Raw genomic sequence first — 23064 nt, 5'->3', positions numbered from 1 at the left:
AGAGGGCCAGAAATTCGGAATTTTGTGCCGCTGTACACCATCGATTCGGCGACTTCGCCGTTCAGGAACTGCCAAACTGCTTCCTAGAACGGCTGAAAGCCGGCTTTTCCGGGCCTTGGCAGGACGATTTCCGCCCTTTGGGTCAGAATTTTATGCTGCAAGCGGCTTGTCCGCAGCGGATCATGAAGGAGAGCATGACTTGGCCAAAGACTTTCAGGACTTCAAATATCTTACCTTCGATGTCGTCGGCACCCTCATCGACTTCGAAGGTGGCATAAAGACCTGCCTCGCCGAGATTGCGGCTGAAGCTGGCACCTCCATCGATGGCGAAGAGGCGCTGAGGCTCTATCGCCAGGCGCGCTACAGCGGAGACGCGGAACTCTTTCCGGACGATCTTTCACGGGTCTACATGGTCATCGCACCCGCCCTTGGCCTGCCGGCGGAAGATCGATATGCGCAGCGACTGCGTGATTCCGTCGCCAACTGGAACGCGTTCGACGATAGCGCGGCAGCACTTGCCGAGCTCAAGAAAACGCACCGCCTCGTCGCCATGACAAACGCTCGCCGCTGGGCGCTCGATCACTTCGAAAAAAAGCTCGGCTCGCCGTTCTTCGCGAGCTTCACGGCCGACGACACCGGCACGGAAAAGCCAGATCCCGCCTTCTTCGAACAGGTATTCGAATTCGTCGGCGGCAAAGGAGCGAGCAAGAACGATATCCTGCATGTCGCTCAAAGCCAGTACCACGATATCGGCATTTCGCGAAAGCTTGGGCTGACCAATTGCTGGATCGAGCGCCGTCATGCGCAGGACGGCTATGGCGGCACGATAGAGCCGGAGAGCTTCACTCAACCCGACTACCACTTCACGTCGATGGCTGCCTTCGCCTCGGCGGTCAAGGAAAGGCTGACCGAAAGACAGTGACCCAACCCGGGAGAGCTTGCGACCAAGACGGGCATCCCATCAATCAATAGAAAAAGGGGAATGAGATGACTGACGGAATTACGAACTGGACCACCGCCGACGACGCGATGGTGGAGAACGCCATCAGGCGCGGTGCAACGCGGCGCGACCTCCTGAAACTGATGCTGGCGGGAGGTGTTGCGATATCATCGGCGGGCATCATTCTTAGCCGCGCCACGCAGGCCGTCGCAGCAGCGCCGGTTTCCGGCGGCGCTTTCAAGGGGGCCGGCTGGTCGTCCTCGACCGCCGACACGCTGGATCCCGCAAAGGCGTCCCTGTCGACGGACTATGTGCGCTGCTGCTCGCTCTACAATCGCCTGACCTTCATCGACAAGGCCGGCGTGACACAAATGGAGCTTGCCGAGAGCATCGAAAGCAAGGACGCCAAGACCTGGACGATCAAGCTCCGCAAGGGCGTGACCTTCCATGACGGCAAGGAACTGACGGCCGACGATGTCGTCTTCTCGCTGAAACGCCATCTCGACCCCGGCGTCGGCTCCAAGGTCGCCAAGATCGCCGCCCAGATGTCCGGCTTCAAGGCCATCGACAAGTCGACGGTCGAAATCACGCTTGCCGACCCCAATGCCGACCTGCCGACCATTCTGGCCCTGCATCATTTCATGATCGTCGCCAATGGCACGACGGATTTTTCGAAAGGCAACGGCACGGGCGCCTTCGTTCTCGAAACCTTCGATCCGGGTAATCGGTCGGTCGTCGTCAAGAACAAGAACTACTGGAAGTCCGGCCAGCCCTATCTCGATTCCTTCGAGTTCTTCGCGATCAGCGATGACAATGCCCGCGTGAATGCCCTGCTCTCGGGCGACATCCATCTTGCCGCCGCCATCAATCCCCGCGCCGTGAAGCTGGTCGATGGCCAGTCCGGCTTCGCACTTTCGAAAACGACAAGCGGCAACTACACCAACCTCAACATGCGCCTCGACATGACGCCGGGGAACAAGAAGGACTTCGTCGACGGGATGAAGTCCCGGGTCAATCGCGAGCAGATCGTCAAATCGGCACTGCGCGGTTTTGGCGAAGTGGCCAACGATCAGCCCGTTTCCCCGGCGAACATCTACCATAACAATGACTTGAAGCCGAAAGCCTTCGATCCGGACAAGGCCAAGTTCCATTTCCAGAAGGCGGGCGTGCTCGGACAGTCCATTCCGGTGATCGCATCCGACGCGGCAGGCTCGTCGATCGATATGGCAATGATCATCCAGGCCGCGGGCGCGAATATCGGCATGAAGCTCGATGTCCAGCGCGTTCCGTCTGACGGCTATTGGGATAATTACTGGCTGAAGGCGCCGATCCATTTCGGCAACATCAATCCGCGCCCGACCCCCGACATCCTGTTCTCGCTCCTCTATGCCTCCAACGCGCCATGGAACGAGAGCCAGTATAAGTCGGAGAAATTCGACAAGATGCTGATCGAAGCCCGCGGCTTGCTCGATCAGACCAAGCGCAAGCAGATCTACGACGAAATGCAGGTGATGATCGCCGACGAGGCGGGCACCATCATCCCTGCCTATATCTCGAATGTGGATGCCATTTCGAGCAAGGTACACGGATTGGAAGCCAATCCGCTCGGTGGCATGATGGGCTACGCGATGGCGGAATATCTCTGGCTCCAGGCCTGACCCCTGCTGGACATCTCTCCCGGGGACGGTCGCGGCCGCCACCGGGAGCCGTCCCGCGAACGCCATTCGTTTCGTAGAACGCCGCAGGAGCGATTTGTTTGAGATCCGAGGTTTCCATTCTTGTCCTGAACCGGCTTTTAATTGCGATCATCTCCTTGTTGATCGTGTCGTTCGCCGTCTTTTTTGCAACCAGCATGCTGCCGGGAGACACCGCCTCGATCCTGCTCGGCCAGGCGGCTACGCCCGAGGCGGTTGCGGGCTTGCGCAAGGCCATGCACCTCGACGAGCCAGCGATCCTGCGGTTCATGGGATGGCTTTTGGGTCTGATGAGAGGCGACCTCGGCATTTCCTACGCGAATAACATGCCTGTCGCGCAGCTGATCGGCGGCCGCCTGGTGGCGACCTTGGAGCTTGCCGCCATAACGACGCTCGTCTCGGTGCCGCTCGCGCTGCTGCTCGGTATCACATCCGCCATGCTTCGCGGCTCCTATTATGATCGGCTCGTAACCGTCATCTCGATCGGTGTCATATCAGTGCCCGAATTCATGGTCGCGACGCTCGCTGTGTTGCTGTTTGCCGTCTATCTGCGCTGGCTGCCGGCATTGTCGTCGACGAGCGAGGCGCATACGCTCTTCGACCTCATGAAAATCTATGCCATGCCGGTCATCACGCTCACCTTCGTGATCTCCGCGCAAATGATCCGCATGACCCGGGCAGCGCTTATTGAGACGCTGAAGACCCCCTATGTCGAAATGGCGCTGCTCAAAGGCGCCTCACGCAGCCGCATGGTGTTCAGGCACGCATTGCCCAATGCTCTCGGGCCGATCGTCAATGCCATCGCGCTTTCGCTTTCCTATCTCGTCGGCGGCGTCATCATCGTCGAGACGATCTTCAACTATCCAGGCATCGCCAAGCTGATGGTGGACGCGGTCGCGACCCGCGATCTGCCGCTGATCCAGAGCTGCGCGATGATCTTTTGCCTTGGTTATCTCCTGTTGATCACCGCCGCCGACATCATTGCCATCCTGTCGAATCCGAGGCTGCGATGACCACGAAAAGCTTGGCTCCCCGCACTCCATCCCTGTTTGGCTACAGGGTCAGCCCCGTTGGCGTCGTCGCCTTCGCCATCATTCTCGGCTGGACGATCGTCGCCCTGTTCGCACCCTATATCATCCCCTACTCTGTCGGTGACATCGTCGATACGGACTATTTCGGCCCGATAAGCGATCAATTATGGCTCGGCTCGGACTATCTCGGCCGAGACATGCTTTCGCGCGTCCTGATGGGCGCGCGCTACACGGTCGGCATTTCCTTGGCTGCGGTGGCGCTCTGCTGTCTTTGCGGCGTGGCGCTTGGCATGACGGCCGCGGTCATCGGTGGGTGGTTCGACACGATCCTGAGCCGGTTTCTCGATGCCCTGAACTCGATTCCAAGCAAGCTTTTCGGCCTGGTGGTCGTTGCCGCCGTTGGCTCTTCCATCCCCGTCCTGATCATTACGCTCGCCGTCATCTACACGCCCGGCGCCTATCGCTTTGCTCGCGCGCTCGCTGTCAATATCAATACGATGGACTTCATCACCGTTGCGCGTATCCGCGGCGAGAAGGTCGGCTATATCATCGCCTCCGAAATCCTGCCGAACATTATCCGACCGGTCCTGGCGGACTTCGGCCTGCGCTTCGTCTTTGTCGTGCTCCTGCTCTCGGGCCTTTCCTTTCTCGGCCTCGGCCTGCAGCCGCCCCATGCCGATTGGGGAGCCCTGGTCCGCGAGAACATCGGCGGCCTGCCCTTCGCCGCCCCTGCCGTGATCGTGCCTTCCTTCGCCATTGCCAGCCTCACCATCAGCGTCAACCTGCTGATCGACAACCTGCCACGCAGGATCAGGGACAGGAGCGCATGACGATGACCAACCTCGTTGAAATCAGGAATTTGAAAGTCGAGGCCAGGACAGATTCCGGCCGCGTCATCGAGATTATCAAGGATGTCAGCTTCGACATCGCGAAGGGCGAAATCATCGCCCTCATCGGCGAAAGCGGCTCGGGCAAGACGACGATCGCGCTGACGCTCATGGGACATGCGCGGGAGGGCTGCCGCATCTCCGGCGGCAAGATTTACGTGGATGGTCAGGACATGGCCGCGCTTTCCGAAAGCGAGCGCGCAAAGGTTCGCGGCACGACGGTTGCCTATATCCCGCAAAGCGCGGCCGCCGCCTTCAACCCGGCCACGAAGATCATGGAACAGGTGATCGAGGTTACCCGCATTCACCGGCTGATGCCTCCCGAACAGGCCCGTCGTCGCGCGATCGAGCTCTTCCGGGCGCTGTCGCTGCCAAATCCCGAGACGATCGGCGAACGATATCCGCATCAGGTCTCCGGCGGCCAGTTGCAGAGGCTGGCAGCGGCCATGGCGCTGATCGGCGAACCCAAGCTCGTTATCTTTGACGAACCGACCACCGCGCTCGACGTGACGACGCAGATCGACGTGCTTAAAGCATTCAAATCCGTCATTCGCGCCGGTGATATTGCTGGAGTCTATGTGTCACATGATCTGGCGGTCGTCGCCCAGATCGCCGATCGCATCGCCGTGCTCAAGGGCGGCGAAATCCAGGAACTTGCGAAGACCGAGGCGATCCTGACGCGACCAAGCCATCCCTATACGCGCGAGTTGTTGGCCGCCTTCGAGCCGAAGCAGGCCATCCGGGATAGCAAGACAGGCGGGTCGATTGAGCCCGTATTGAGGATCGACAGCCTGGTTGCGGGCTATGGCGATCTCCAACCCAACGGCCTGCCGGCGGTCTGCGCGGTTCAGTCCGTGAGTCTCGAGGTGGAGAAAGGCAGGAATCTCGGCATCATCGGCGAATCCGGATGTGGAAAGTCGACGCTGGCGCGTGCGATCGCCGGAATACTGCCGGCCGTGTCGGGCACCATCGGCTTCAATGGCAGCGATATCAATCGCGCCGCCAAATCGCGTACGCGCGATCAATTGCGGGAGATGCAGATCGTCTTTCAATATGCCGACACCGCACTCAATCCGGCAAAGTCGATCGCCGACATTCTCGAGCGGCCCCTGGCATTTTATCACGGGATGGATCGCGAGGCCCGGGCGGCGAGGGTCGATCAACTGCTTGACATGGTGCGATTGCCCCGCGCGCTTCGCTATCGCTATCCGTCGGAATTGTCAGGCGGACAGAAGCAGCGCGTGAATTTCGCCCGCGCCCTTGCCGCCGAGCCACGCCTGATCATCTGCGATGAGATCACCTCCGCTCTCGACACCGTCGTTGCCGCCGCGATCATCGATCTCCTCAAAGAACTGCAGCGTGAGTTGCATCTGTCCTACATCTTCATCAGTCACGATCTTTCGGTCGTCGAGGCAATCTGCGACGAGATCGTCGTGATGTATGGCGGCAAGAAGGTGGAGCAAATCACGCGCGAGACCGCGAATGCGCCCCGGCACCCCTATTCGCAGCTGCTGTTCGGGTCGGTTCCGAAGCTCGATCCGACCTGGCTCGACAATCTCGTCCAGGACCCGGAGCTCAAGCGCGAATATGGGCACGGCTAGAGCGTGATGCCGAAAAGTGTCAGGGGATTTCGGACGACATCACGCTCTACTTCTTTGATTCTAGAGCGGATTCAGATTTTAGGTCGACTCGATCTAAAATCATCCGGCTCAAGCCGCCGACCTGGCCTTGAAAGCTCGTTACATGGGAAACAGGCTGGTCAGCGGCATATGCGACTTGACGATCGGTGATTTCAGCACGACGAAGCTGAAATATTTGTCGATCCCGATATCCATATCGGTCAGCCGTTCCATGATGGTCTGGTACTCGCCGATCCCAGCGGTTACGAACTTGATGAGATAGTCGTAGCCGCCCGATACGAGATGGCACTCGATCACCTGGTCGATTTTCTCGACCACGTTGAGGAAGCGCGCGAAATCGATCTGCCGGTGGTTCTTCAGGGTGATTTCGGTAAAGACGGTCAGCGTCTGCCCGAGTTTGGCGAGGTTGATCTGGGCCGAATAGCCTTCGATATATCCTTCGGCTTGCAGCCGTTTGACTCGCATCAGGCATGGGCTGGGTGAAAGAGCCACCAGTTCCGCCAGCTCGACATTGGTGATGCGGCCGTTTCTCTGAAGCTCATAGAGGATTTTGATATCGATCCGATCCAGTTTCATCAGAGGTCCGCCAATAAAGGAGCGCCGAGGGAAGACGGCACAAAATGCTGTTATCACGCAAAGCAGAACCTAGCATATTGCCCGGTTATGTCTATCGGGAAGACAAATCTCCTTTGAAGCACAATAGTTTATAGACTGCATCAATCACGGCATAAAATTTTGTGGATCCACCATCTCCGGCAACGTCTGGCGAAGCAATGGGGTAGATTTGGTTCGAACCTGGAGATCGCGCATGCCTGCACCGCTTTGCCTTGTCGAAAGCTCGCCGATATTGCCGAAGTCAGCCGATGTCGTCGTGATCGGCGGAGGAATTGTCGGCGTTTTCGCCGCATACTATCTCGCACGGTCGGGCCTGCGCGTCGCCCTTGTCGAAAAAGGCCGGGTCGGGGCAGAGCAATCCAGCCGCAATTGGGGATGGTGCCGGCAGCAGAACCGCGATGGGCGGGAACTGCCGATCGCGACGAAAAGCCTCGATCTCTGGGAGCGATTTGCCGCTGATAGCGGCGAGGACACAGGCTTCCGCCGCTGTGGCCTGTTCTATCTCAGCAATGACGAACAGGAGATCGCCGGTTGGGCGCGCTGGCACGACTTTGCGAGAACCGTCGGTGTCACGACGCATATGCTCGACAGCGCTGCAGCGAGCGAACATGGCCGCGCCACGGGGCGCATCTGGAAAGGCGGAGTTTTCTCGCCGACGGACGGGGTTGCCGATCCGGCCAATGCGGCGCCGGCGGTGGCACGCGCGATCATGAAGCTAGGCGGCACGGTCCATCAGAATTGCGCTGCCCGAGGTCTGGAAACGGAAGCGGGGCGCGTCAGCGGCGTGATCACCGAAAACGGCTTGATCCGCACCAAGACCGCGATTCTCGCCGGTGGCGCCTGGGCGTCATCCTTCTGCCGACAGCTGGGCATTCGCTTTCCTCAAGCCTCCGTTCGTTCATCCATTCTGGCCGTTTCGGCCGGTGCCGAAGGATTGCCGGATGCCTTGCACACCAGCGGCGTATCGGTCACGCGACGTGGCGACGGCGGCTATACGCTGGCCATCAGCGGTCGCGGCCGGGTTGACGTGACGCCTCAGCAATTGAGGTTCTCGTCGCAATTCATTCCCATGTTCCTCAAGCGGCGAAAAAGCCTGTCGCCCGGCGGCCTCGAAGGCTTTCGCTCCGGTCATGAATCGCTGAAGCGCTGGCGGCTCGACCGAACGACGCCGATGGAGCATATGCGCATTCTCGATCCAAGACCGGACCATGCCACGATCGAACTGACGCATGCGAGAGCCCTGGAACTCCTGCCGGAGCTTCACAAGACGAGGATCACGGCCGCCTGGGCCGGCTATATCGACAGCACGCCGGACGGTGTTCCCGGCATTGGGGAAATCCAGGGCCTTCCCGGCTTCATCCTCGCCGCCGGATTTTCCGGCCATGGTTTCGGGATCGGACCCGGCGCCGGCCATTTGATCGCCGACATCGTGACCGGCGCTGCGCCTATCGTCGACCCGACGCCCTATCATCCAAGCCGCTTCGCCTCATCCGTTTGGGGCAAGGTCGCCGATTTCTGAGGCACAAAAACACTGGTCTTCTGATTATTGACCAAGCTCCGCAGACGGATGTTATCATCGGCAAGGGCAGCCGCCCTGGAAAGACGATGAACATGCCTCTGCGCATCAAACGAATTTACGAACCCGCTGATGACGGCGACGGCAAGCGTATCCTCGTCGACCGTCTATGGCCTCGCGGCATCAGCAAAAACGACGCTCATATTGACGCCTGGCTGAAGGACATCGCCCCAAGCGCCGAGCTGCGACGCTGGTTCGATCATGATCCAAAAAAATGGGATGAATTTCGCCGGCGTTACCAGGATGAGCTCAAGAAGAACTCGAAGGCCGTGGAAGAGCTTAGGGAGCAGATCGGGCCATCGACTGCCACGCTTCTTTATGGTGCGAGAGACGCCGAGCACAATAACGCTGTCGTGCTCATGGACTTCCTCACCAATCGGTAGATCATTGACCGGCATTGTCATCGCCCAAGATGGAAGTATGTCGAAACCTCCGCGCGGATTTCAGGCGACGGCCTGAGCCGGGGCATCGCGGGGCGGCAGAAGTCGCGCCATCGCGCTCAACAAATCCGTCTGCGATATCAGACCAAGAACGCGCCGATCGGCATCAATGACGATGACCGCGTGTGTGCGTCCGTCCGCCAGAACAGGCAGGAGCGAAAGAGCAGGATCGGTCGCGTCGGCGACAGCCGGTTTCGATATGGCGTGCGCGATGGCGTCGAGGCCGCTGGAGAGCTCGCGCAAACCAACCGTACCGATCAGGCGGCCCTCCCGATCCTTGACCGGCAATGTTCGAATATTGTGCTTCAGCAGAAGATGTCTCGCGTGATCCGGCTCAGCATCCTCGCCAATGGCGATGACATCGCGCGACATGATGTCGGCGCAGCTTATATCTCCATGCGATCGCACCGCTGCCTGCAGTTCGACCTGCCGCAAGAGGCGGCTGAGGTCGGCGCGATCGATATCGAAGGTCTCGTCCAGCACGCCCAAGGCGGCATCGACATCTTCTTCTCGAAAGCCCACCCGCAAGGGCGGCGGAAGATCACGTGTCTGATGGATATTCTCGGCAGGCTTTGCGGCGACATGCGGATAATTGCGCCTGGAAAGCTTGTGAAACATAAGTCCGAGGCCGACGAGTATACAGGAGTTCAAGGCAACCGGCACGAACGGAAACAGGAAGCCCCAGCCTGCGACGACCGGGCCGCCAAGAACGGCGGTCAAGGCGGCAGCACCGCCTGGCGGATGCAGGCATCGCGTAAATGACATCGCTCCGATCGCAAGCGAGACGCCGACCCCGATCGCGATGATCGGATCATGGATGAGATAGGCGGCGATGATACCCATCATGGCTGAAATGGTGTTGCCGCCAATGATCGACCAAGGCTGGGCAAGCGGACTTGCCGGAACCGCGAAAAGCAGCACCGCGGATGCTCCCATTGGCGCGACGATGAGCGGTAGATGCGGCCCCTGACCGAAGAGATAGCCGCTGATCACGCCGGTAAGGCCGATGCCGATCAAGGCACCAAGGCACGCGATCAGCCGTTCGCGCAAGGTGGCTCCGGCCAGGATCGGGGAAAATAGGCGGAACCGGCTGGACGCCGCCTTGTGGGACTCTGGATGCTGCATGATGGAACCAGTTTTAGAGAAGGGCTTTCCTTGGATGAACGGCGGGACGCCGGCTAGTTCGGCGCTAGCGGCAGGCCCTTGCCCCTGGTGGCGCCGAGGACCTCATGAAACGCATCGAGCGAACTCGGGCGACCATTCTTGCGCGAGATCAGGATCGTGTCGACGATGGCGAGCTGGTGCGTCACCGATGTCGCCGGCCAGTGCATGAGATCGAGAACCGATCTTGGCATGACACCGGCTGCGTTGCCGGTCGCCACACTGGCCAGAATCGCATGATAGGAGCCAAGTTCGGTCGTTGGCAGAGAGCTCGACCTGCGCGCCCAGCCTTCAGCAATCCCGCGATAAGTGCATCCGGGCTCAAGGGCAGCAATCGAACCGACGCGCAAATCGGCAGCCGACCGGATCGGCGGATGCCCGGATGGCAGCAGAAGCAGCAGATCCTCGACAAATACCGGTTCGGCTTCGAGCTGCTTGAGTTCAGCCGCGAAACTTGGATCTTCATCCAGCATTGCTTTTGGCGGCCGGGCGATCAGCGCGCAATCCAGAACATCGCGCAGAACATCTTGAGCAAGGTCGCGGGAGGCGCCAAGCGTCAACTTGAGCGATACATCCGGCCACATTTGGTTGAACCGGCTGAGCGCCGCGGGCAGCCGGCTTGCCGCCGTGCTTTCCATCGTCCCCAGACGCAATGTGCCCGTTGGGCGCTGGGGCCGGACCGCCTGACGCGCCTCGAGCGCAAGCGCGGCGAGCCGATTGGCATAGCGGTGAAATGTCTCGCCTTCTTTCGTAAGGGTCATCTTCTTGCCGTTGCGGCTGAAGAGCAGGACACCCAGATCGTCTTCCAACTGCTGAATGCGCGTCGTCACGTTCGACGGCACGCGCCCCACGGCCTTGGCGGCCTTGGTCACGCTGCGGTCACTGGCCACGGCAAGGAAGATCTCGATTGATGAGAGGTCCAATTAAAAGATCTCGATTCAGGAATTAAGTTACCTTATCATTCCCTATATAAAAATCATTGTCGCAGCTCAAGCATGTTTCGGTATCGAGCCAGGGAATGGAGTTCTGACGGGCGGATGGCAAAACCAGATCGACATGAAACCGACGAGGCAATCCGCGAATACGCGTCGCCTGCCTGCATGTTGCACGAGGTCGATCCAGCCTATAGCGGCATTTCACCCGATGAAGACCGGACTTCGGATATTTTCGCGTGGCGAAGGACTGAGCGGCAAAGGCTGATCGGCGAGCGAAAGGCGCTGCCAATCGCAAAGCGTGATGAATATACAGGCGCGATCGCCACCTATCTCGATCAGATTGTCACCGATATCGACGGCAAACATATCAGCCTGTTCTGGCCCTTCTCGGGAGAGCCGGACCTGAGAGGATGGATGGCGGCCTTGACGGCACGCGGCGCGGATTGCCTGTTGCCGGTCGTTGTCGCCAAGGCAGAACCCTTGATATTCCGATCATGGAAAACAGGAGAGCGGCTCGAACGCGGGGTATGGAACATTCCCGTGCCGGCAGAGGGCAGGCAAGCGGTTCCCGATATCGTCATCGCGCCCCTGGTCGGCTTCGATCCAGCCTGCTACCGTCTTGGTTATGGAGGCGGATTTTTCGACAGAACCCTTGCGGCCCTCGAGCGCAAGCCTTTGGTCATCGGCGTCGGCTTCGAATCGCAGAGGATCGATACCATCCGTCCGCTCGCTCATGACATTCCGATGGACGTGATCGTCACGCAAGCGGGACCGCGCTATCGATGAACTCAAAGCCCCTTTCCTGCCCGGCATTAAGCCTGCCGATTCCGGCGGGATGCTGAACGGAGCGGCAGATCGCCGCACAAACGGGCAGCAGTCTACACCTGAGCTCCGATATACCCGGCCGGATCAACGCCTGCGCCTATTGGCACATGAATTGCGTCTTTACGATTGATCCATCGGAAGAGACGATATTCATGCTGTCCATTCTCCTGCCGCTACTTTTGAGCATTTCCCTCGGCTTGAGCTGGAACAGGTTTCTGCTGACCTTCGCAAGCCGCGGTGACAGCCTTCAAAACCAGATGCCGGTTACGATGGTCGCGGCGGCAGTCAGCCTGACGGCCCTTGCATTGTCCTTTGCCGATAAGGGGCCGTTACTGGGAAGTGCCATCGTCTTGCTCGGCCTGCTGCTCGCGGCCATCAGCAAGAGCCTTTCCCACCCCGCTGCGATTGTGGCGCTTTCCGCCGTCAGCCTTGCGGCCTATCTCCAGTTTACGGGGAACCACTGAGCCACTGATATCGGCACGGTATTCGAAGCATACATCGAGTCCGACGTTGAAATCGGAGATTTCCGCGACGTCAGGCCCAGCGTCGGGGGCTGGGCGCGGATCATCGGCCAAAATACGATCTTCGTCGACGATCGAGATCCTTTGGCCTATGGTTTCCAGATCAAATGGAAGAGGTCTGTCCGTCGAGGCATTGCATGAAATCCGTCAAACAAGAAGCTAAGCACGATCCCTTGAAGGTCGGATTCATCCTCGCGCGATCATTTACGCTTTCCGCCTTCGCCCTGTTCGTGGATACGCTGAGATTGGCGAGCGACGAAGCCGATAAATCGGGCAGGGTGCTGGCCGACTGGCAGGTATTGGGTAGCACCCGGCATCTCATCACATCGAGCTGCGGTGTTCAGGTCGCACCGACGTCGGACTTTATCGACCCCAAGGAATTCCACTACATTGTCGTCGTCGGCGGACTCTTGAATGCCGACATCACGATCGATCAACAGACTTCCGATTATCTGAAGAAGGCCGCGGCTCAGAAGATCCCGCTGATCGGGGTCTGCACCGGCACGTTCATCTTGGCACGCCTTGGCTTGATGAAAACACACCAGACCTGCGTCAGCTGGCTGCATTATCAGGCCTATCGGGAGCAATTCCCCGAAAACCCCGTTCGCTCCGATCGCCTGTTCAATCTCGACCGGAGCCGCGGATCATGCGCCGGCGGAAGCAGCGCCGCCGATATGGCCGCCTTTCTCGTCAGACGGCACATCAGCCGGGACGCCGAGCGAAACGCGCTTGAAGTGCTGCAGATCGAGCGCGCTCGATCCGGGCTGGATATCCAGCCGCGCAAGCCGCTCGCGATCGAATGCCAGGACCCACGCCTGAAGGCCGTGCTGATTACCATGGAGAGCCATATCGAGGACGTGGTGCCGACCGAAGATCTTGCCGCATCGGTCGGACTGTCCCGGCGGCAGCTTGAACGTCTGTTTACCGAGGAAATGAAAACCTCTCCCGGAGCCGTCTACACCCGTATTCGCATGGAACGGGCCAAGCAGCTGGTTCTCCAGACAGAGGCTCCGCTCATTGAAATCGCACTGGAGGTCGGCTTCGACAGCGCGTCCCATTTTGCGAGGCTCTTTCGCCGGCTCTACGGACAATCTCCCACGGAGTTACGGCGCGCGCATGCCTGAAGAGCTGATGGCGCGATGACTGCCAGGTTCGCCAAAGGGACTCCCGATCAAGAGCGAGCCGGAGCTCAGGTCTTTGGCGACACGGCGCGCAGCGGTATCATTCAACGTCCAGATCAAAGAAATGCTGGGTCGCCAGAGCTGCGGCGCCCCGCGCCCAGGAGCCCGGCACCCAATCAGGAAGTAATTCTGGCGTATTCAAGAAGACATATTTTGCCATCGAACGGCGGATCGGCTCAAGAATCGCCTCGCCAAACTGCATGGCTTCGCCGCCGGCGATGAGGACCTCGGGATCGAACAGGTTCACCAGATCGGCCAGATGGCGCCCGATCAGCTCCCCCGCCTCCGCCATGACCTGGAGAGCCGCCGGATCGCCGCCATCGATCGCGGCTGCGAATTCATCGCGATTGGCCTTTGCGCCTCTTTGTCGGCCCCAGTCCTCGATCATCGCGGCCTCGGCTGTGTGCGCCTGAAGGCAGCCCCTTCTCCCGCATTCGCAAAGACGGCCGCCGGGAACAGTGATGATGTGGCCGAGTTTCCCGGCTAGGCCGTGACTTCCGTGATAGATTTCTCCACCCATAACGAGCGATGACCCGACGCCGGTGCCAACGGCGATCGTCGCGAAATTGCTGTAGTTGCGGCCCGCGCCGAAGAGCCGCTGCGCGACGGTGAAGGCGCTGATATCGTCGTCGATCCAGACCGGAACATGGACCCGCTCACGCAGCAGCTCGGGAAAAGCAAGATTGCGCCAACCGAAGCGCGGGCTCTGGACGCAGATGCCGTTGACCGCGTCCACCTCGCCCGGGATGGAAACGCCGACCCCCATGACCGGCAAACCGGTGCGCCCGGCATCGGCAAGAAGCTTCGGGATGGCCGTCGCAATCGCCTCGACCATTGTTTCCGGTCGCGTATCCGGCACAGGCATATCGAAGGAGGCGATCGGCGTCGTGGCGAGATCGGTCAGGACGCAATCGATGCTGTCATGGCGAAGCTTGAAGCCGACAGCGAGGTGGCCATCATAATTAATATCGACCGGCACTGGCCGCCGACCCGTGGCACCCGTCTGCGCTTTTCCCTCGATGACGAGCCCCTCCTCGACCAGCTCCGTGACCACGAAAGTCACGGCCGCCGGGCTGAGGCCCGTCACGGTGGCGATTTCGGCGCGCGGCATCGCTCCGCGGTTTCGCAGCAGGTTGAGGATGAGCCGCCGGTTGAGGGCTCGGGAGGTACTAGGGTTGCCGCGCACGGTGATCCTTTAAATTTATTTTGTAAATTAACTATTGTCGCTTCTTGGAAGATACGGTATGCAATAGCGCATGGCAATGGAGGAATGTCTGCTTGTATCAGCACAAGCGGAATTGCCGGTTTATTGCGTAATTTCTGAAGGTTAGTGGCTGCTCACGTCGGTGGGCGGGCCCGGATTTGATGTGCCTCGGGAGGAAAAAGATGGCATCGAAGAACGAACTTTCACTCGTCAATGCAATCAGGGCGTCTCGGCGCCAGTTCATGATCGGCACGGGCGCTGCCCTGGCCGCCACGGCTCTTTATCGGCCGGCAATTGCCAATGGCGGCGAGGTGACGATCATTTCGGATATCGGCAATGCCGATCAGCGCGCCGTCCTTGACCGTATCGCTGCCGATTTTACCAAGAAGACAGGGACGAAAGTCACCATCAACAATATGGATCACGAGGCTCACAAGACAGCCATCCGCAGCTATCTCGTCGTCGGTGCCCCGGATATCTGCTTCTGGTTCTCCGGCAATCGCATGAAGGCTTTCGTCGACCGCGGACTGTTCGACGACATTTCCGACCTGTTCGCCAAGGAAGGCTATAGCGACAAACTCGGCGCTACGATGACGGCGGTCACCGTCAACGGCAAGCAGTATGGTCTGCCGCTTGGCGGCATTCTCTGGGGTCTTTTCTATCGCAAGGATGTTTTCGCCGACAAGGGCTGGACGGCGCCCAAGAACTGGGACGAGTTCCTGAAATTCGGCGAGGCGGCGAAATCCGCCGGCATGACCCCGATCAGCATGGGTACGAAGGAACTCTGGCCGACCGGAGGCTGGTTCGATCACATGAACCTGCGCATCAACGGTCTCGACAAGCACCTTGCGCTGATGGAGGGCAAGATCCCCTATATCGACCCGATGCTGAAGCCGGTCTTCGACAAATGGGAAGAGCTTATCAAAGCCAATTTCTTCTCTGCCAACGCGCCGTCCTTCGGCTGGGAACAGGCGGGTGCGGCCCTGGCGCAGAAGAAGGCCGCGATGATGGACCTTGGAGGCTTCATCAAGTCCGCATTCCCGGCAGGCGACGAGGGCCAGATTGCCTTCGCTCCCTTCCCGGAAATCGTCTCCGGCGTCGAACGCTACGAGGATTTCTCGGTCAACTCCGTGCATATCCCGGCCAAGGCGAAGAACCGGCAGGGCGCGCGCGATTTCCTTGCTTACTTTTATCAGCCTGACAATCTCGGCGCATTCCTCGAAGCCGAAGGCACCATTCCGCCGCGCAACGATTGCCCACCCAGCAAGGACCCCTTGGTCAACATCGCCGTGGAGTCGCTCAGGAGCGTGAAGGGAACGTCGCAATATTATGACCGTGACACCGACCCGGACATGGCGCAGGACGGCATGAAAGGCTTCCAGGAATTCACGGTCAAGCCCGAGCGTCGCGACCAGATCCTGGCGCGGCTCGAAAAGACCCGCGCGCGCATTTTCAAATAGTCCTCCCGGACCAAGGCGCGGCGGGCATCGGCTTTAAGCCCTCACCCCGCCGCGCGTGCCTTGAATTATCGAACCAAAAAGTCTGAGCCATGTGGAAAAAACACAGGAACTGGCTGACGCCTGTCCTCTTCATCGTGCCGGGATGCATCCTGTTCGGAACGATCATCATCGCTTCCTCGATCCAATCGATCTGGATTTCCTTCTTCGATTGGGACGGCGTCGGACAGAAGAGCTGGGTGGGATTGGCAAACTATTCCGAGCTTTTTGCCGACCCGCAATTCTACGTCTCGCTGAAGAACAACATCATCTGGCTCGTCATGTTCATGGCGGCGCCGCCGCTTGGGCTGGCGCTGGCACTGCTCGTCAACCAGCAGATCGCCGGCATGCGGATCTTGAAGTCGCTCTTCTTCATTCCGCTCGTACTCGCCACGGTCACGGTCGGTGTCGTGTTCGGCTGGGTCTATGATCCGAATTACGGGCTTCTTGCGCTCATCTTCAACCTCTTCGGCGCGACGGCGCCTGCCCTGCTCGCCGATGAGCATTTCGTCACCTTCGCCGTGGTTGCCGCCGCGCTCTGGCCACAGATCGCCTTTTGCATGGTGCTGTTTCTCGCCGGCCTCAACAATCTGAGTTCCGACATCATCGGGGCTGGACGGGTCGATGGCGCGCGCGGCTGGAACATGCTCTGGCACGTCGTCCTGCCGCAATTGCGCCAGGTGGGTTTCATCGCTCTTGCCGTGACCGTTGTCGGCGCCTTGCGATCCTTCGACATGATCGCGGTGATGACATCAGGCGGGCCCTTCGGCTCGTCGGAGGTGCTGGCCTACCAGATGTACGAGCAGTCGATCTTCTCCTATCGTTTTGGCTACGGCGCGGCGATCGCCACCGTCCTCTTTGCAATCATGATCGTTTTCATCACCTGGTATCTGCGCGTCATGGTGCGCATGGAACGGGAGACACGCTGATGTATCCTCGCCCCATCCCCGAAGAAAAGCCCGTACTTCGCGGCCTTTATGCCGGCTTCGTCGGCCTGATCCTGATCCTCTGGCTGCTGCCCCTCTTCGCGGTCATGTTGACCGCATCCAAGACGGCCGATGAAATCATGGCCGGCAAATACTGGACATGGCCCGAGCACGTCAATCTCGTCGAGAATTTCCAGGCGGTCTTCCAGCAGACGAATATGTGGGGCTATTTCATCAATAGCCTCATCATCACCCTGCCTTCGGTGCTGCTGGTTCTCCTATTCTCGACGCTGACTGGCTATGTGCTCGCGCGCTATAATTTTCGCGGCAACGCCCTGCTCTTCTCGCTCTTCGTCGGCGGCAACTTCCTGCCCGCGCAGATCATGATGATCCCGGTGCGCGATCTCATGGTCTCGGTTGGCCTCTACGACACCTATTTCGCATTGATCATCTTCCATGTCGCCTTCCAGACCGGCTTTGCGACCCTGTTCATGCGCAATTTCATCGCGGCTCTGCCCGACGAATTGTTTCAGGCCGCGCGCGCCGAAGGCGCGTCCCCCTGGCAGACGATGCGCCATGTCGTCATACCGCTGATGCGGCCGGCGCTCGCAGCCCTTGCGATCCTGATCTTCACCTTCATCTGGAACGATTACTTCTGGGCGATCGTGCTCACCCAGAGTGATGTCGTGAAACCGGTAACGGCGGGTCTGAACAATCTCAGAGGCGAGTGGACCTCCGCCTGGAATATCGTGGCGGCGGCAACCTTGTTCGTCGCCGTCCCACCGGTCCTGATGTTCTTCCTGATGCAGAAACATTTCATCGCGGGCCTGACCATGGGCGCCGTCAAGGGCTGACGCTTTCCGCACCGCGCGAACAGATTTGGAGTATCACTCATGAGCCATGTAAAGCTGATCGACATCGACAAACATTACGGCGGCTATCACGCCCTGCGTTCGGTCAATCTTTCCGTCGACAAGGGCGAGTTCATCGTCATGGTCGGCCCGTCGGGCTGCGGCAAGTCCACCACGCTGAAGACGATCGCCGGGCTTGAGACTATCAGCTCAGGCGAGATCTGGATCAACGGCCGCAACGTCACGCGCGAAGAGCCGGGCGATCGCGGCATTGCCATGGTCTTCCAGTCCTACGCGCTTTATCCGCATATGACGGTCGCCGAGAACATGGGCTTCGGCCTGAAGATGGCGAAGCGCCCGCAAACCGAGATCGACGCTGCCGTCAAGCGCGCGGCCGAGATCCTCAGAATATCCGACCAGCTCGACAAGCGCCCGAAGCAGCTTTCGGGCGGCCAGCGCCAGCGCGTCGCCATCGGCCGCGCCATCACCCGCTCGCCGGAGGTCTTCCTCTTTGACGAACCGCTCTCCAATCTCGATGCCGCGCTGCGCACGCAAATGCGCGTCGAACTTTCGACGCTGCACCAGCAGCTTGGCTCGACGATGATCTATGTGACGCACGATCAGGTCGAGGCGATGACCATGGCAAGCCGCATCGTCGTGTTCAACAAGGGTATCATCGAGCAGGAAGGCGCTCCGCTCAATCTCTATCACAATCCGGCAAACCAATTCGTCGCTGGCTTCCTGGGTGCGCCACGGATCAATTTTGTCAATGCAAAGCTCGTTTCGCTTCGCGACGGCATCGCTGAAGTCACGCTCGAAGGTAGCGGCACGACGGCTCGCATTCCCGTGGCCGATGTCGGCGATCTTAAGGCGCAAGCAAGCCTGACCCTGGGCATTCGGCCGGAATCGCTGAAGATAGGCTCCGCCACTGAAGACGCCGCGATTTCATTCGACGGCAAGGTCCGGTTGGTCGAGCAGCTCGGCCGCGAAACCATTCTTTACGTAGACGCAGGCCCACTCTCCACGATCGGTTCGGAAAGCGGCACGCGCAATTTCACCGTTCAGCTCGGTAATGCCGCCGGCTTTTCCGCCGGCGAGCAGATCAAGCTATCCGCTTCGACATCGTCCCTCTATCTCTTCGGTCCCGATGGCAGAACCCTCAGCCGGCCGAAATCAATCATTGCCTCTCTGTAAAGAAAGCTTGTCACCTCATGAAAGTTTTGGAAAGAAAGCCGCTATCCGTCTGGCGGACGCTCAATCTCGACGGCTTCTTGGTCGGCGTGCCGCATTATCCCGAACATGTCGACGAGAGTTATTGGGACCGCGATGCCGAACGCATGGCGGCCGCCGGTTTCAACACCGTTCGCATGGCGGAATTCGCCTGGCATATCATGGAGCCGCACGAGGACCATTTCGACTTCTCGCTCTTCGACAAGGCAATCGCCGGCCTGGCCAAGCATGGCATCAAGACCATTCTCTGCACCCCGACGGCAACACCGCCGCGCTGGCTGACGGCAAAATATCCGGAAGTCCTGCGCGTCGATGCCAATGGCAGAGAGGCAAGCCATGGATCGCGCCAGCATTGCGATACGACGAGCCCGGTGCTGCGCCGGCACAGCCAACGGATTACCCGCGCAATGGCCGAGCATTATCGCGACAATCCTCACGTCATCGGCTGGCAGACGGATAACGAGCTCAATACGACGACCTCCGAAAGCTATTCGCCTTCGGCGCTCATCGAGTTCCAGAAGTTCTGCCGCGCGAAGTATGGCACGATCGAAGCCCTAAACTTTGCCTGGGGCGGCGATTTCTGGGCAACGGCCTATCAGACCTTCGACCAGATCGTCTTCCCGCAGCCGATGAACCCGTCCTTCTCCAGCCCCGGTCACGTGCAGGACTATCATCGTTTCCTCGCATTCGCGACGGCTCTCTTCCAGCACGATCAGGTCGAAATCCTGCGGGCGACCAATCCCGCATGGTTCATCTTCCATAATCTGGGCGGCCTTGTAGATATCGATTTCCGCGGCCAGTTCGGCCAGGATCTCGATTTCATCGGCTTCGATATCTATCCGTTCCTCTATGACGAAATGCGTCGCGGCGGCGGTCATGCGATTACACAGGCCTTCCATCTCGACCAATGCCGCGCCTATTCCGGCAATTTCATCGTCCCGGAACAGGCCTCCGGCCTCGGCAGCCAGCCGGGCTTTTCCTCCTCCGTGCCGGAGCCGGGCGAGATGCGCCGCATGGCGATGACGTCGGTGTCGCGCGGCGCGGACGGCCTGATGTTCTTCCGTTGGCGGCCGGCGCATTTCGGCGCCGAGATCTACTGGAACGGCATTATCGACCATGACGACGTTCCGCGCCGTCGCTACGAGGAAGCCAAGCAATTCGCATCCGACATCCGCAAGATCGAGGACAAGCTGCTCGGCACGACCGTCCGCATGGATATTGCCATCGCCGGCGCGGATTTCGACAATCAGGAAGCGTACAAGACCTACGCGATCGGCCTGCCAAGCCCGATGCAGGATTCAGCCCATCTGCACCGCGCATGCTATGAGGCGGGCATAGCCTGCGGCTTCATCCATCCGGAAGATGATCTATCGCGCGTCAAGGCCCTCTATGTCCCCCATTGGGTCATGTGGAAAGAGGAGTGGTCGAAAGTCGTGGAGAAGTTCGTCGCCGATGGCGGTACGCTCATCCTGTCGGCGATGACCGGAACTCGCGACGACAACAATCACATCATCCGTACCCAGGCACCGGGCAAGGCGCTCGCGGAGCTTTCCGGCGTGCGTGTCCATGAATTCGGACCAGTCTCCGCCCCGGGGGCGGATGGATTGTTCAGCGGCTTCCGCGAGGGCGGTATCGGCAGCCACCAACCATCCCCGCGTCCGCCGGCATCCTCGGCTTCGCGCAAGTATGCCTATACGATCGGCAATCGTCAGCTGGAAGCCGGACACCTTTACGAGAAGCTGGAGACATCCGCCGATACCGAGATCATCGGCCGCTGGTCCGACCGTTTCCTGGAAGGCACGCCGATGCTGACGCGCCGCCGGCATGGCAATGGTCAGGTCTACTACCTCGGCACCTATCTCACCGCGCCGCTCGCGGAGGTCATTCGCGAGCTTCTCGTCAGCAACGATGTCGCCGCGCCGCTGGTGCAGGATCTGCCTAACGGCGTCGAAGTGTCACTGCGCGAAAGTGGCGGCAGGAAGCTGCTGTTCGTGCTCAATACCGAGCATGAAACGAAGATCGTCAATCTGCCGGCGGGTACCGACCTGCTGACGGGCAAAGCCATATCAGGCGCGACCGAGCTCGCCGGCTACGGCGTATTGGTGATCGAGCAATCGGTCTGATACCATCTGTGACGTCTCCGGCGCCGAGGATGAAACTTCGGCGCCGGAGTTTTGGGATCGAGGCTCTTCGATTATTGGTCGGCGTTTAGGCGCGCAGCGAATTGAAGTGCTGCATCATACGCTCGGCCGCCGGACGGATGCCGGTGAAGAGTTCGAAAGCCTTTACCGCCTGGAATACCGCCATGCCGCCGCCGTCGAGAACACGGCACCCTGTCTGTCGGGCGCGTTTCACCAGCGCGGTCTCGATCGGGAAATAGACGATTTCCGCGACCCAGAGACGATCGGATAGAAGTTGCGCATCGAGCGGCAGCCCAGGATGGGCGGCCATGCCGGTCGGTGTTGCATGAACCAGACCATCGGCGACATCCAGTGCCGCGGCAAGATCATGACCGACCGAGAAACGGCAAGCGGCATGTGCCGGCTGAAGCTGATCGACGAGGGCCCGCGCACGCGAAGGGTCGAGATCGAATATCTCCACGGAATGCGCGCCCATTTCAGCCACCGCATGCGCAACGGCAACGCCGGCGCCGCCCGCGCCCAGCTGCACGACATGGTCGAGTGAAACCCCGGCCAGCCCGCGCCGGAAGCTTTCGGCAAATCCCCACCAATCGGTATTGTGGCCGATCCTGCGCCGCCCATCAAAAACGATCGTGTTGATGGATCGCAGCGTCTGGGCATCGGGCGAAAGCTCGTCCACCAGCGCGACGGCCGCCTGCTTGCAAGGATGGGTGATATTGAGGCCGGCAAACCCCATCGCCTCGGCTTCATCGATGAGAGCCGGCAGGTCCGATACGGAGAGACCACGGGCGTCAAGGTCGATGAGATCGTAGCGATAGGACAGGCCGCAATGCTCGCCTTCGCGCATATGCATGGCCGGCGTCAACGATCGGCCGATTCCGGCGCCGATCAATCCGACATGAAGTTGACGAGGAACAATGGCGGCTTGAGTGTTCAATCTTTCCTCCCGAGCAGCAAAACAAAGCCATGCCGCAGGCTTGTTCGCAAAATGTACGAACTAGTACGTAAAGTCAATATGAGGCGTGATGGAGCGCCGCCGGAAAACGCCAAAGCCAATCAAATCACTCCGGGCCTCGTCAGGCCATTTCGGAGGAAGGATGTCTCAGAAATGCAAGGATCGCATCGACGATTAGCGACTTGTGCCGCTTCTTCAGGGCTTCGGACGACAGGTCACGCTCGAAGATCGCCCCAAAGGTATGGCGATTGGAAACGCGAAAGAAGCACTGGGCGCTGATCATCATATGCAGATCAACGGGGTCTACCCTGCGCACGAAGCTGCCATCGGCGTAGCCCCGTTCAAGGATTTCCGTGATGATATCGATGACGGCGATATTCATCTGCGACAGGACGACCGAACGTTTCATATGTTCTGCGCGATGAATGTTTTCGATGCTCACGAGGCGCACGAAATCGGGATTCTGATCATCATGATCGAAGGTGCTTGCGATCAATTGCGCCATAGCTTGAACGGGCGGCATGTTTTCGAGATCGAGTTCGCTCTCCAGTGTACGAATCTTCGTATAGGCCTGCTCGAGAACGGCAAGATACAGCCCTTCCTTGCTGCCGAAATAATAGTAGATCATGCGCTTGGACGTCTTGGTGCGCTCGGCGATCTCATCGACGCGCGCACCGGAAAAACCGGCTGCGACGAATTCCTCGGTGGCGATCTTGAGAATGTTTTCCTTGGTCGCGTCTGGATCGTTCTTTCGCGTAAGACGCTCGATCTTGGCCGCTTGCGCTTTTGTCATGCCTTGCCCGTCTTCCTGGGTC

General features: G+C 59.6%; 21 protein-coding genes and 1 pseudogene. 16 read left to right on the top strand and 6 right to left on the bottom strand.

Annotated elements, in window-relative coordinates; all coding sequences use genetic code 11:
* The first annotated feature begins 199 nt into the window (after window positions 1-199).
* The 5 genes from FBZ99_RS20235 (at window position 200) to FBZ99_RS20215 (ending at window position 6153) form a co-directional block, all read left to right on the top strand.
* A complete protein-coding gene (locus FBZ99_RS20235; RefSeq protein ID WP_145634527.1) occupies window positions 200-922 on the top strand; it encodes an HAD-IA family hydrolase in 723 nt (240 codons plus the stop codon).
* A gap of 65 nt (window positions 923-987) precedes the next feature.
* Window positions 988-2598, top strand: coding sequence for an ABC transporter substrate-binding protein (locus FBZ99_RS20230; RefSeq protein ID WP_145634525.1), 1611 nt, complete (start codon window positions 988-990; stop codon window positions 2596-2598).
* A gap of 98 nt (window positions 2599-2696) precedes the next feature.
* Complete coding sequence (locus FBZ99_RS20225) at window positions 2697-3647, top strand: ABC transporter permease (protein ID WP_113331042.1); 951 nt, start codon at window positions 2697-2699, stop codon at window positions 3645-3647.
* Window positions 3644-4495, top strand: coding sequence for an ABC transporter permease (locus FBZ99_RS20220; protein ID WP_145634522.1), 852 nt, complete (start codon window positions 3644-3646; stop codon window positions 4493-4495). The genes FBZ99_RS20225 and FBZ99_RS20220 overlap by 4 nt, the downstream gene beginning before the upstream one ends.
* A 2-nt stretch (window positions 4496-4497) precedes the next feature.
* Window positions 4498-6153 (top strand): ABC transporter ATP-binding protein, encoded by a 1656-nt coding sequence (locus FBZ99_RS20215; RefSeq protein WP_145634691.1) that lies wholly within the window; start codon window positions 4498-4500, stop codon window positions 6151-6153.
* Window positions 6154-6291: 138 nt separating this feature from the next.
* On the opposite strand, the gene FBZ99_RS20210 is transcribed toward FBZ99_RS20215, so the two are convergent.
* The gene (locus FBZ99_RS20210; RefSeq protein ID WP_092713673.1) at window positions 6292-6768 is read right to left on the bottom strand and encodes an Lrp/AsnC family transcriptional regulator; all 477 of its coding nucleotides are present in this window, start codon (window positions 6766-6768) and stop codon (window positions 6292-6294) included.
* A gap of 232 nt (window positions 6769-7000) precedes the next feature.
* Here FBZ99_RS20210 and FBZ99_RS20205 point away from each other — a divergent pair, with 232 nt between their 5' ends.
* Window positions 7001-8326: an NAD(P)/FAD-dependent oxidoreductase gene (locus FBZ99_RS20205; RefSeq protein WP_145634520.1), complete on the top strand. Its 1326-nt coding sequence runs from the start codon at window positions 7001-7003 to the stop codon at window positions 8324-8326.
* Window positions 8327-8418: 92 nt separating this feature from the next.
* Complete coding sequence (locus tag FBZ99_RS20200; RefSeq protein WP_113388855.1) at window positions 8419-8766, top strand: DUF488 domain-containing protein; 348 nt, start codon at window positions 8419-8421, stop codon at window positions 8764-8766.
* A 60-nt stretch (window positions 8767-8826) separates the two neighbouring features.
* On the opposite strand, the gene FBZ99_RS20195 is transcribed toward FBZ99_RS20200, so the two are convergent.
* Entirely contained in the window at window positions 8827-9948 is a 1122-nt protein-coding gene (locus FBZ99_RS20195) for an HPP family protein (RefSeq protein WP_145634518.1), read from the bottom strand.
* Between the two features lie 53 nt (window positions 9949-10001).
* Entirely contained in the window at window positions 10002-10907 is a 906-nt protein-coding gene (locus tag FBZ99_RS20190) for a LysR substrate-binding domain-containing protein (protein WP_145321536.1), read from the bottom strand.
* Between the two features lie 114 nt (window positions 10908-11021).
* On the opposite strand from FBZ99_RS20190, the gene FBZ99_RS20185 reads away from it, so the two are divergent.
* From FBZ99_RS20185 to FBZ99_RS20170, 4 genes and pseudogenes are all read left to right on the top strand, one after another.
* The gene (locus FBZ99_RS20185) at window positions 11022-11705 is read left to right on the top strand and encodes a 5-formyltetrahydrofolate cyclo-ligase (protein WP_145634516.1); all 684 of its coding nucleotides are present in this window, start codon (window positions 11022-11024) and stop codon (window positions 11703-11705) included.
* A gap of 191 nt (window positions 11706-11896) precedes the next feature.
* Window positions 11897-12208: a hypothetical protein gene (locus FBZ99_RS20180; RefSeq protein WP_113353552.1), complete on the top strand. Its 312-nt coding sequence runs from the start codon at window positions 11897-11899 to the stop codon at window positions 12206-12208.
* Window positions 12209-12217: 9 nt separating this feature from the next.
* Window positions 12218-12406, top strand: a pseudogene (locus FBZ99_RS20175) (proline racemase family protein); the annotation flags it as partial.
* Entirely contained in the window at window positions 12403-13389 is a 987-nt protein-coding gene (locus FBZ99_RS20170) for a GlxA family transcriptional regulator (RefSeq protein WP_092713702.1), read from the top strand. The pseudogene FBZ99_RS20175 and the gene FBZ99_RS20170, both read left to right, overlap by 4 nt.
* 97 nt (window positions 13390-13486) lie before the next feature.
* Here the strand turns inward: FBZ99_RS20170 and FBZ99_RS20165 are convergent, their stop codons facing one another.
* Window positions 13487-14632 (bottom strand): ROK family transcriptional regulator, encoded by a 1146-nt coding sequence (locus FBZ99_RS20165; RefSeq protein ID WP_113353178.1) that lies wholly within the window; start codon window positions 14630-14632, stop codon window positions 13487-13489.
* A gap of 200 nt (window positions 14633-14832) precedes the next feature.
* Between FBZ99_RS20165 and FBZ99_RS20160 the strand changes: the two genes are divergently transcribed.
* From FBZ99_RS20160 to FBZ99_RS20140, 5 genes are all read left to right on the top strand, one after another.
* Window positions 14833-16110 carry an ABC transporter substrate-binding protein gene (locus tag FBZ99_RS20160; protein WP_145634514.1) on the top strand — a complete coding sequence of 426 codons (1278 nt, stop codon included), beginning with the start codon at window positions 14833-14835 and terminating at the stop codon, window positions 16108-16110.
* Between the two features lie 89 nt (window positions 16111-16199).
* A complete protein-coding gene (locus FBZ99_RS20155; RefSeq protein ID WP_113353180.1) occupies window positions 16200-17075 on the top strand; it encodes a carbohydrate ABC transporter permease in 876 nt (291 codons plus the stop codon).
* A complete protein-coding gene (locus FBZ99_RS20150; RefSeq protein WP_113353181.1) occupies window positions 17075-17926 on the top strand; it encodes a carbohydrate ABC transporter permease in 852 nt (283 codons plus the stop codon). Before FBZ99_RS20155 ends, FBZ99_RS20150 begins: the two co-directional genes overlap by 1 nt.
* A gap of 39 nt (window positions 17927-17965) precedes the next feature.
* Entirely contained in the window at window positions 17966-19117 is a 1152-nt protein-coding gene (locus FBZ99_RS20145) for an ABC transporter ATP-binding protein (RefSeq protein ID WP_145634511.1), read from the top strand.
* A gap of 17 nt (window positions 19118-19134) precedes the next feature.
* Window positions 19135-21276, top strand: a complete 2142-nt coding sequence (locus FBZ99_RS20140) for a beta-galactosidase (RefSeq protein ID WP_145634509.1) — start codon at window positions 19135-19137, stop codon at window positions 21274-21276.
* 85 nt (window positions 21277-21361) lie between these two features.
* Here the strand turns inward: FBZ99_RS20140 and FBZ99_RS20135 are convergent, their stop codons facing one another.
* Both FBZ99_RS20135 and FBZ99_RS20130 read right to left on the bottom strand, forming a co-directional pair.
* Window positions 21362-22231, bottom strand: a complete 870-nt coding sequence (locus FBZ99_RS20135; RefSeq protein ID WP_145634507.1) for a shikimate dehydrogenase — start codon at window positions 22229-22231, stop codon at window positions 21362-21364.
* Between the two features lie 139 nt (window positions 22232-22370).
* On the bottom strand, window positions 22371-23042 hold the full coding sequence (locus FBZ99_RS20130; protein WP_113331056.1) for a TetR/AcrR family transcriptional regulator: 672 nt from the start codon (window positions 23040-23042) through the stop codon (window positions 22371-22373).
* Window positions 23043-23064: the final 22 nt, after the last annotated feature.

Source organism: Rhizobium sp. ERR 1071, from assembly GCF_007828675.1.
In the GTDB taxonomy this organism is placed as follows: domain Bacteria; phylum Pseudomonadota; class Alphaproteobacteria; order Rhizobiales; family Rhizobiaceae; genus Rhizobium; species Rhizobium dioscoreae.
The sequence above is the reverse complement of the archived record's forward strand: the minus strand, read 5'-3'. Positions and strand labels throughout refer to the sequence as shown.